Source organism: Phocaeicola oris (assembly GCF_021295095.1).
GTDB classification, from domain to species: domain Bacteria; phylum Bacteroidota; class Bacteroidia; order Bacteroidales; family Bacteroidaceae; genus Phocaeicola; species Phocaeicola oris.
Genome location: NZ_JAJLQX010000016.1, coordinates 66,418 through 74,674, shown reverse-complemented (window position 1 = coordinate 74,674; position 8,257 = coordinate 66,418). Strand labels below are relative to the sequence as shown.

Sequence of the window (8,257 nt, the reverse complement as noted above, 5' to 3'; positions counted from 1 at the left end):
TTGCACTGTCTATCAAAACAGCACGGGTTGCTCGATGGTGTATAGGGAATCAGTATGGCAAGGAAAAAAGTGTCTACCGGTTCAGCTAATGTAGCAAAAAAGTGTCTAGTAAAATCAGGTAAAGTCAGTGATACGTATAAACCGCCCAACTCATCCGCATGAATTGATCAACTCATCCGCATCAGTTGAGTAACTCATCCGCATCATTTTCCAAGTTCATACGTATCACTTTACCAGACGACGGATATCAATTGCCAAAGAGATGAATACCGGCATTCGATAAATAGAAAAATGGCAGATTCCTTTTGCAATCCGAAAATAAGAATTACCTTTGTCGGCAGTTCGGGGTGTAGCTCAGCCCGGTTAGAGTACACGTCTGGGGGGCGCGAGGTCGCTGGTTCGAATCCAGTCACCCCGACAGTAAAGGTTAAGTAACTGATTATCAAAATAAAAAGATATAAGTAACTTGACCTTTTTTTATTATTTGAGATCTCTAAAAAATCATATTGTACTGAGCTATGATCTTCGCAAAGAATACCTTCAAGGATGCAGCGAGGCTGAGCATGGCTAAATGGTACAATAAAGTGGAGGAGCCGGATTTATCTCTTATCTGTTTTTTCAGAAGATTTGTTAAAAAGAAAGCCTCACTTTGTTAAGTGAAGCTTATTGTATTGTTGGAGTACCAGGACTCGAACCTGGAATGACAGGACCAGAATCTGTAGTGTTACCATTACACCATACTCCAATATAGAATCTAAACGAATACCCTTCGTTAAAGACGGTGCAAATATACTGCTTTTAAATTATTTGGCAAATAAAATGTTGATTTTTTTAATAAAATAAAGGTGGAGCGTTTTTATTCCACCTTTATTTCCTTGATTATAATGGGAATTCTTATTTCGATTCTTTTTTCTTTTCGAGTTATAGTTATATATTGTAGTAATACACTTACTATGCATATATTAAATTAAGAAAAGCAGATGTTTCTTAAGTTAATCTTTCTCCTCTTGACTTTCTTTTTCTTCCGCGTCCAAGTCAGCAATCTTCTTTCTAACTTCTTCCGCTTCTTCTTTTAGCTTCTCGACTTTCTTTTTCATCTCGTCCATAAGTCCATTACCTTTCTTTGATGAAGCAGTAAAGAAACCCAAGTTGTTTTCATAAGTCTGAATTTCATTCTTCATTGTTTCATATATACGAGTCAACTTATCACGTTCTTTTCCTTCAATGTTTTTTATATTTTTCATCGCAGAACGAGCATTGCCGCTAAAACGCTTGGCAGAGATGTTAAACTTATCCGATAAGCTATCAATGATGGCATGATATTGTTTATATATTTTATCCTTCTCTCGAAAAGGAACGTGTCCGATTTCGTTCCATTGCTTCATTAGGTCACGAATCTTATCTTCTATTCCTTCTTCTGAATTCTCTTCGTTATTCAGACTGGTCAACTGTTGAATGATATTCTTTTTAGTCTTCAGATTATCCTGTTCTTCTGTATGCTGTGAGGAATTATTTTTATTTCTTTCTTCAAAGAAATAATCACAAGCGGCGATAAAACGTTTCCAGATAGCATCGGAGTGTTTTTTTGCGACCGGCCCGATAGCTTTCCATTCTTTTTGCAGAGCAGAAAGTTCTTCTGCTGTCTTTTTCCAATCGGTACTATCTTTTAAAGCTTCAGCTTTCTCAACCAAAGTACGTTTCTTCTCCAGATTACTGTTCATATCATCTTTCATCTGTTTGAAGAATTCTCCTTTCTTTTTGAAGAAGTTATCACAGGCTGCACGGAAACGCTCGAAAATCTTTACGTTCAATTTACGTGGGGCATAGCCGATAGTTTTCCATTTTGCCTGTAACGCCAGAATCTCCTGTGTTTTATTATCCCAGTCACGAAAAGACTTTAGCTTGTCAAATTCAATACTTTCTGCAATTTCGCAAATAACGATTTTTGCATCCAGGTTAGTTTGTTCTTCCTCCTTTAATTTTTCGAAGTGTTCCTGATGACGTCTGTTTACAATGGTAGAAGCCGCTTTAAAGCGTGTCCATATCTGCTCACGTAAATCTTTTGCGATAGGGCCGGTCTCACGGAATTCCTGATGTAACTTTTGCAGCTGATGGAATGCAGAAACTGCATCCGGTTCTGTGGTCAGTTTTTCCGCGGCCTCGCAGAGATGAGTCTTAATTTCTAAGTTCTTTTTGAAGTCGTATTCACGAAATTCATTACTCAGCTTAATCAGATCATAGAATTTCTCAGAGTAGAGCTGATAGCTACGCCACAACTCGTTCACTTTATTGGAAGGAATGGATTTGATGTTGTTCCATTCTTGCTGCAGCCTTTTGAATTCGTTATATGATTTATTAGCATCATCCTGACCTTCAGAAAGAGCTTTGATTTTATCAATGATTTGAAGTTTCTTCTGTAAATTTTCTTTCTGTTCTTTTATCTCTTCAGCGGCGATGACACTACGTTTCTCTTTGATAGAAGACATCAGTGTTTTAAACTGATTTTCTGTGTCGTCAACAGGCGCAACAAAATCTTCCGGTTTACCTCCATTTTCTTCGAAAGCTTTCTTTGCAACCTCAATCTCTGCTTTATGTAATTTATAGAAAGTCTGTTTCAACAAATCGAGCTCTTGTTTCTCTGTTTTTCCGTTGTTGGCATCGATTTCTTTCAAACGGTCGAGAATCTCTTGTTTTGTTTTTTTAGGCTCGGGTTTGGGAACTGTTGTTTCTTCTTTTTCTTTCATCGCATTTTCTTTTGTTTCAGCTTCTTCTTGCTGCTCAGTATCAGAAAACGCAATTATTTCTTCAGGTTTAGTAACTGCTTCTGCAGCAGGTTGTGTAACAACTTCTTCTTCAACTTTCTCCTCAACAGGTTGAGCTTCAGTTGTAGGTTGTTCTACTGGCGTTTCAGGAGCCTTGTCTACCGGAACATCAGTTAAGGGGCGATTTGTTTCGTTTACTTCCATGTATATAGATTTGTTTATTCTTATCAGAACCTTTTTAAAGGTTCAAGATACAAATTAAAAGAAATAAAATAATATTTCATAGTAAAACGAGATATTTTTTTTGTTTCTTGAAAAATACATAATAATCAGGTAGATTATGACAGGGCAACAGTGATTCCCATATACAGAAGCATTCCTATGATATCGTTGGTAATTTGGATAAAAGGGCCGGTAGCGATGGCCGGGTCAACTTTTAGCTTTTCCAATGTCATGGGTACAACTGTTCCGAATATGCTGGCAAACATGACGACAGCAAATAAGCTGATGGAAACAGAATAAGAAACAGTTGCTTGTGCTCCGTATCGAATAAAGTTGTAGATATATACTAATAAGGATATAATGGTGGCATTAACCAATGCAACGACCGATTCCTTTGCTATTTGCTTGAATGTGTTATCTACATCTAAGGAATTATTTGCTAAACCTTGTACTACGATAGCTGAAGATTGTGTACCGACATTACCACCCGTACCACCGATTAACGGAATATATAATGCCATTTCCGGATGGGAGGCAAATGTGTCATCGAAATTACCGAGTATCATTGAATTTCCAATTCCACCGAGCATACCGATGAGCAGCCATGGCAAGCGCGCTCTCGTTTGTTTAAAGACATTATCGTCTGTTTCCATGTCTTGAGACAAACCTGAAGCCAATTGGTAGTCGCGGTTACCTCTTTCGCGAACCTCGTCCATGACATCGTCAACGGTGATGCGTCCTACTAAGCGTCCGATGCTGTCAACTACCGGAATGGCTACCAAGTCGTATTTTTCAATTAGCTGAACGACCTCATCAATAGGCGTGTCTTCGTTGACAGAGATAGGATCTTTTTTCATGACATGCTTCACTTTTGATACGGAAGGGCTGGTAATCATTTTTTTCAAAGGGAATACCCCTTGGAGTCGTTCGTCATCATCTACCACATATACATAATATATCTCATCCATATCTTCAGCTTGCTGTCGCATTTCGCGAAGACACTCCGGCATACTCCAGTTCTCGTTAACGACCACCATTTCGGTTCCCATCAAACCACCGGCTGTATCCTCGTCGTATTTCAACAAATCGACAATATCTCCGGCTTGGTCAACATCGTCAATTTGCATTAAAACCTCTTGCTGTTTCTCATCATCCATGTTACGGATAATCTCAACAGCATCATCGGAATCCATGTTATCCACAAAGCGTTTGGCAATGACATCCGAAGGCAAGATCTTTAGGAAATCGTTCCGTGCGTCCTCATCCATTTCAATGAGAACGTCGGCTGCAGTTTCATTATCGAGCAACAGATAGATATAACGTGCATCTTCAGCTTCCAACTCATTGCACAAGTCGGCAATGTCGGCAGCATGCATGTCACTCAGAATGGATTTGAGCTGTTCGGTATCCTTTTTTGCAATGAGTTCTTTTATTTTTTCTACATCTTCCTCTTTCATACGTCTAATACTGCTTGAATTCTATTGGTCAGCTCTACAAACTCTTGTACGGAGAGTTGCTCCGGGCGTTTATTAAATATGGGGTCTTTGCTCAGCGGATTGTCCTTTGGCAAAATAGTCTGGATGCTATTTCGCATTTGTTTTCGCCGTTGATTAAAAGTGACTTTTACAATTCTTTTAAAAAATTGTTCGTCGCATCCCAATTCCATAGTGGAATTTCTTGTCAGGCGAATGACAGCACTTTTTACTTTTGGTGGCGGATTGAATACAAATTCATGGACGGTAAAGAGATAATCTACTTTATACCAAGCCTGTATAAGAATACTAAGTATACCATAAGTTTTACTACCCGGACCGGCAGCCATACGTTCGGCTACTTCTTTCTGTATCATACCGGTACAGCATGGAATGATGTCTTTATATTCCAACATTTTAAAGAATATCTGACTGGATATATTATAAGGATAATTGCCTGTCAAAACGAATGGCTGATTCTCGAACAGTTCTTTTAAATCCAATTTTAGAAAGTCGCGTTCAATGATTTGATTGTTCAACGTAGGATAATGTTCTTTTAGATAGTTGATGGATTCCTTGTCCAGCTCAACGACTTTTAATTCTCTTCCCTTTTCCATTAGGTACTGGGTAAGCACTCCCATACCGGGTCCCACCTCAAGGATAGGAATGTCTGAGCAAGCATCAACGGTATTCGCTATTTGTCTTGCAATATCCAAATCGGTCAGGAAATGCTGTCCTAACGATTTCTTTGGTCGAACAAATGCCATTCAGTTAATTTTTTCTATTTAATAATCAATATTCCTTTTAAGATATTATCTTTGTATCGGTCTTTCCGTGCAAAGATAAATAAATATAATGAATTTGGCATCTAATTCTTTAAAATATGGATTACAAATACTGATTCCTCTTTGTTTAGGCGGTATCATTCTTTGGTGGATGTACAGAGATTTTGATTTCTCTTCAGCTTGGGAGGTAATGCAATCGGAGATGACGTGGAGTTGGATGCTTTTGTCATTAATATTTGGCATAATGAGTCATGTTATTCGTGGCATCCGTTGGAAACTGACACTCGCTCCTCTCCAAGAATATCCAAAGACCGGTAATTGCATTTATGCTATTTTTTTCTCGTATGCGGCTAATTTGATCATACCTCGCGTAGGAGAGGTGTCACGGTGCGGAGTACTTAGTAAGTATGATGGAACTTCGTTTTCCAAATCGTTAGGCACCGTAGTTACAGAACGTTTAATAGATATGGTTTGTGTGTTGGTGTTGACAGGGTTGGCTATACTTTTGAGCGCGAAAACATTCTCTTCTTTTTTTGATAAGACAGGAACCAATCTTTCTTCATGGGAAGAATTACTGACTTCGTTTAATTTTTGGATTATTGTTCTATGTACGATAGGAGTCTGTATTTTAGTCTATTTTATGCTGCGTCGGCTTTCTTTTTTTGGTAAACTGAAGCATGCGATTAAGAATGTTTGGGAAGGGATTCTTTCCTTAAGACGTGTTCGACATTTTCCTTTATTCATAGTATATACCATAGGTATTTGGCTTTGCTATTTTTTACAGTTCTATGTGGCTATGTTTTGCTTCCCGTTTACAGAAAATTTGAATGTTATAGCCGCTTTACTTATGTTTGTTGTCGGATCCATTGCCGTTGTCGTTCCTACTCCTAATGGGGCGGGACCATGGCATTTTGCTATCATAACTATGCTTACTTTATTCGGAGTCGACCGTGCAGATGCCGGAATTTTTGCATTGATTACGCATGGAATACAAACCTTTTTATTAATTTTGTTGGGAATATATGCAATGGTAGTATTACCATTTAGTAATAACAATAATAAAACAAAAGCATTATGAGTTCAATCCTTAACCTTGCTCCACAGAACGTGTGGAAGCATTTTCATGAATTAACGCAAGTACCTCGTCCTTCAGGTCATTTGGAGAAAATACAGAATTTTCTGGTGGACTATGGTAAGAAGATTGGTGTTGAATCTTTTAAAGATGAGGCCGGAAATGTCATTTATAAAAAACCGGCTTATCCCGGTATGGAAGATCGTAAGACAGTTATTCTTCAGGCTCACATGGATATGGTTCCTCAGAAGAATAAAGATAAAGTACACGATTTCGAGAAAGATCCTATTGAGCCGGTTGTTGATGGAGAATGGGTACATGCCAATGGAACGACATTAGGGGCTGACGATGGTATGGGAGTAGCAGCGATTATGGCTGTTATGGAGGATAAGAACTTAAAGCATGGTCCGCTGGAAGCACTGATTACGGCAGATGAGGAGACCGGTATGTATGGCGCATTTGCTTTGAAACCGGGCACTGTTGAGGGAGATATCCTGTTGAATCTGGATTCGGAAACGGAAGGTGAGTTATACATCGGCTGTGCCGGAGGTGTGGATATTAATGCTTCTTTGGAATATAAAGAGGTTCCGGTAGAGAAAGAGAAAGCGGCTTTGAAAGTCTCTCTGAAAGGTGGTAGAGGCGGCCATTCCGGAATGGAAATAAATCAAGGCAGAGCTAATGCCAATAAGTTAATGGCTCGCTTCTTGAATCAGGCAGCAGCAGAGAGTGAGGTGTGCTTGGTTAGCTGGGAAGGCGGAAACATGCGTAATTCCATTCCTCGTGAGGCGGAGTCTGTCATAACTTTGGATAAGGCACAGGTTGATAATGTAAAGAAAATTGCAGAAAATTGTGCCAAGACGTTTAATGAAGAGTTTAAAGAAACGGAAACAGAGATTACGTTGACGGTAGAGGCTGTTGAGACTCCTGCTGTGGGTGTTCCACAAGAAATATCCGATAATCTTATTGATGCTATTTTGGCGTGTCCAAACGGTGTTCTTCGCTATATTCCGACCATTCCTGATACCGTAGAGACGTCTTCCAATATGGCTATCGTAGACATAAAGGATGGAAAAGCATCGGTTAAGTTTCTTACTCGCAGCTCTCGTGACAGTATGAAGAATTATATGGCTCAGAGTATAGCAGCTACGTTCCGTATGGCAGGAATGAAAGTAGAAATGTCGGGAGCGTACAGCGGTTGGGAACCGGATATGAAGAGTCCGATATTAGGGGCTATGACAAAGGCTTATAAGACACAATTCGGTGAGGAGGCCAAGGTGAAGGTGGTCCATGCAGGACTGGAGTGCGGTATTATTGGTGCCGTTGTTCCGGGATTGGACATGATTTCCTTTGGCCCTACATTGGAATCACCGCATACGCCCAACGAGCGTTGCTTGATTGCGACCGTGGATCGTTTCTATGATTTCTTGGTGGCTACATTGGAAAACACTCCGTTGAAGTAATAATAGCCAATACGCTAATAAATAATCAGAGGGAGGGGAAGATTCATCATTTTCCCCTCCCTCTGATTATTTATTGATCGAAAAAAGTACAGTCTTTATTTTTTGAATGTATTGTAATAGCTGTTTATTTTAATATGAGTTTGGTAAATCTAAAATAATACGAACCGCATGTTATTGTTTCTTCTTAAACAGACACACAAATCTTTGGAGAAACCAACGGCATGCAGCTACTACTCCGATACGTATGAACATGGAAAAAGATATGTATGGACATGAAAAGAGAACCATATAAGTCGCCGTATTTATTAGAAGAATTATTCGTTTCACTTCTGTGAAACAAGTGTCTCACTTCTGTGAAACAAGTGAATCACTTCTGTGAAACAAGCGACTCACTTTTGTGAAACAAGTGAATTATCCGTATAAGTTAAGTAATTCATTCTATGAGTTGGAGGACTCATATACATTACCGGATAAAAACTTCTTA

General features: G+C 39.1%; 5 protein-coding genes and 2 tRNA genes. 3 read left to right on the top strand and 4 right to left on the bottom strand.

Features of this window, described 5'->3' with window-relative positions; genetic code table 11:
- Positions 1-343 precede the first annotated feature (343 nt).
- Positions 344-418: transfer RNA gene (locus tag LO761_RS09170), tRNA-Pro, on the top strand.
- A gap of 256 nt (positions 419-674) precedes the next feature.
- Here LO761_RS09170 and LO761_RS09165 read toward each other — a convergent pair.
- The 4 genes from LO761_RS09165 to rsmA all read right to left on the bottom strand — a co-directional run bounded on the left by LO761_RS09165 (position 675) and on the right by rsmA (position 5,223).
- Positions 675-745, bottom strand: a tRNA-Gln gene (locus LO761_RS09165).
- 247 nt (positions 746-992) lie between these two features.
- Positions 993-2,966 (bottom strand): DUF349 domain-containing protein, encoded by a 1,974-nt coding sequence (locus tag LO761_RS09160; RefSeq protein ID WP_272817986.1) that lies wholly within the window; start codon positions 2,964-2,966, stop codon positions 993-995.
- Positions 2,967-3,100: 134 nt separating this feature from the next.
- Positions 3,101-4,441, bottom strand: a complete 1,341-nt coding sequence (gene mgtE / locus LO761_RS09155; protein WP_272817985.1) for a magnesium transporter — start codon at positions 4,439-4,441, stop codon at positions 3,101-3,103.
- Positions 4,438-5,223, bottom strand: coding sequence for a 16S rRNA (adenine(1518)-N(6)/adenine(1519)-N(6))-dimethyltransferase RsmA (gene rsmA / locus LO761_RS09150; protein ID WP_272817984.1), 786 nt, complete (start codon positions 5,221-5,223; stop codon positions 4,438-4,440). Before rsmA ends, mgtE begins: the two co-directional genes overlap by 4 nt.
- Before the next feature lie 88 nt (positions 5,224-5,311).
- Between rsmA and LO761_RS09145 the strand changes: the two genes are divergently transcribed.
- Entirely contained in the window at positions 5,312-6,319 is a 1,008-nt protein-coding gene (locus tag LO761_RS09145; protein WP_272817983.1) for a lysylphosphatidylglycerol synthase transmembrane domain-containing protein, read from the top strand.
- Entirely contained in the window at positions 6,316-7,773 is a 1,458-nt protein-coding gene (locus LO761_RS09140; RefSeq protein ID WP_272817982.1) for an aminoacyl-histidine dipeptidase, read from the top strand. The genes LO761_RS09145 and LO761_RS09140 overlap by 4 nt, the downstream gene beginning before the upstream one ends.
- The last annotated feature ends 484 nt before the right edge of the window (positions 7,774-8,257 follow it).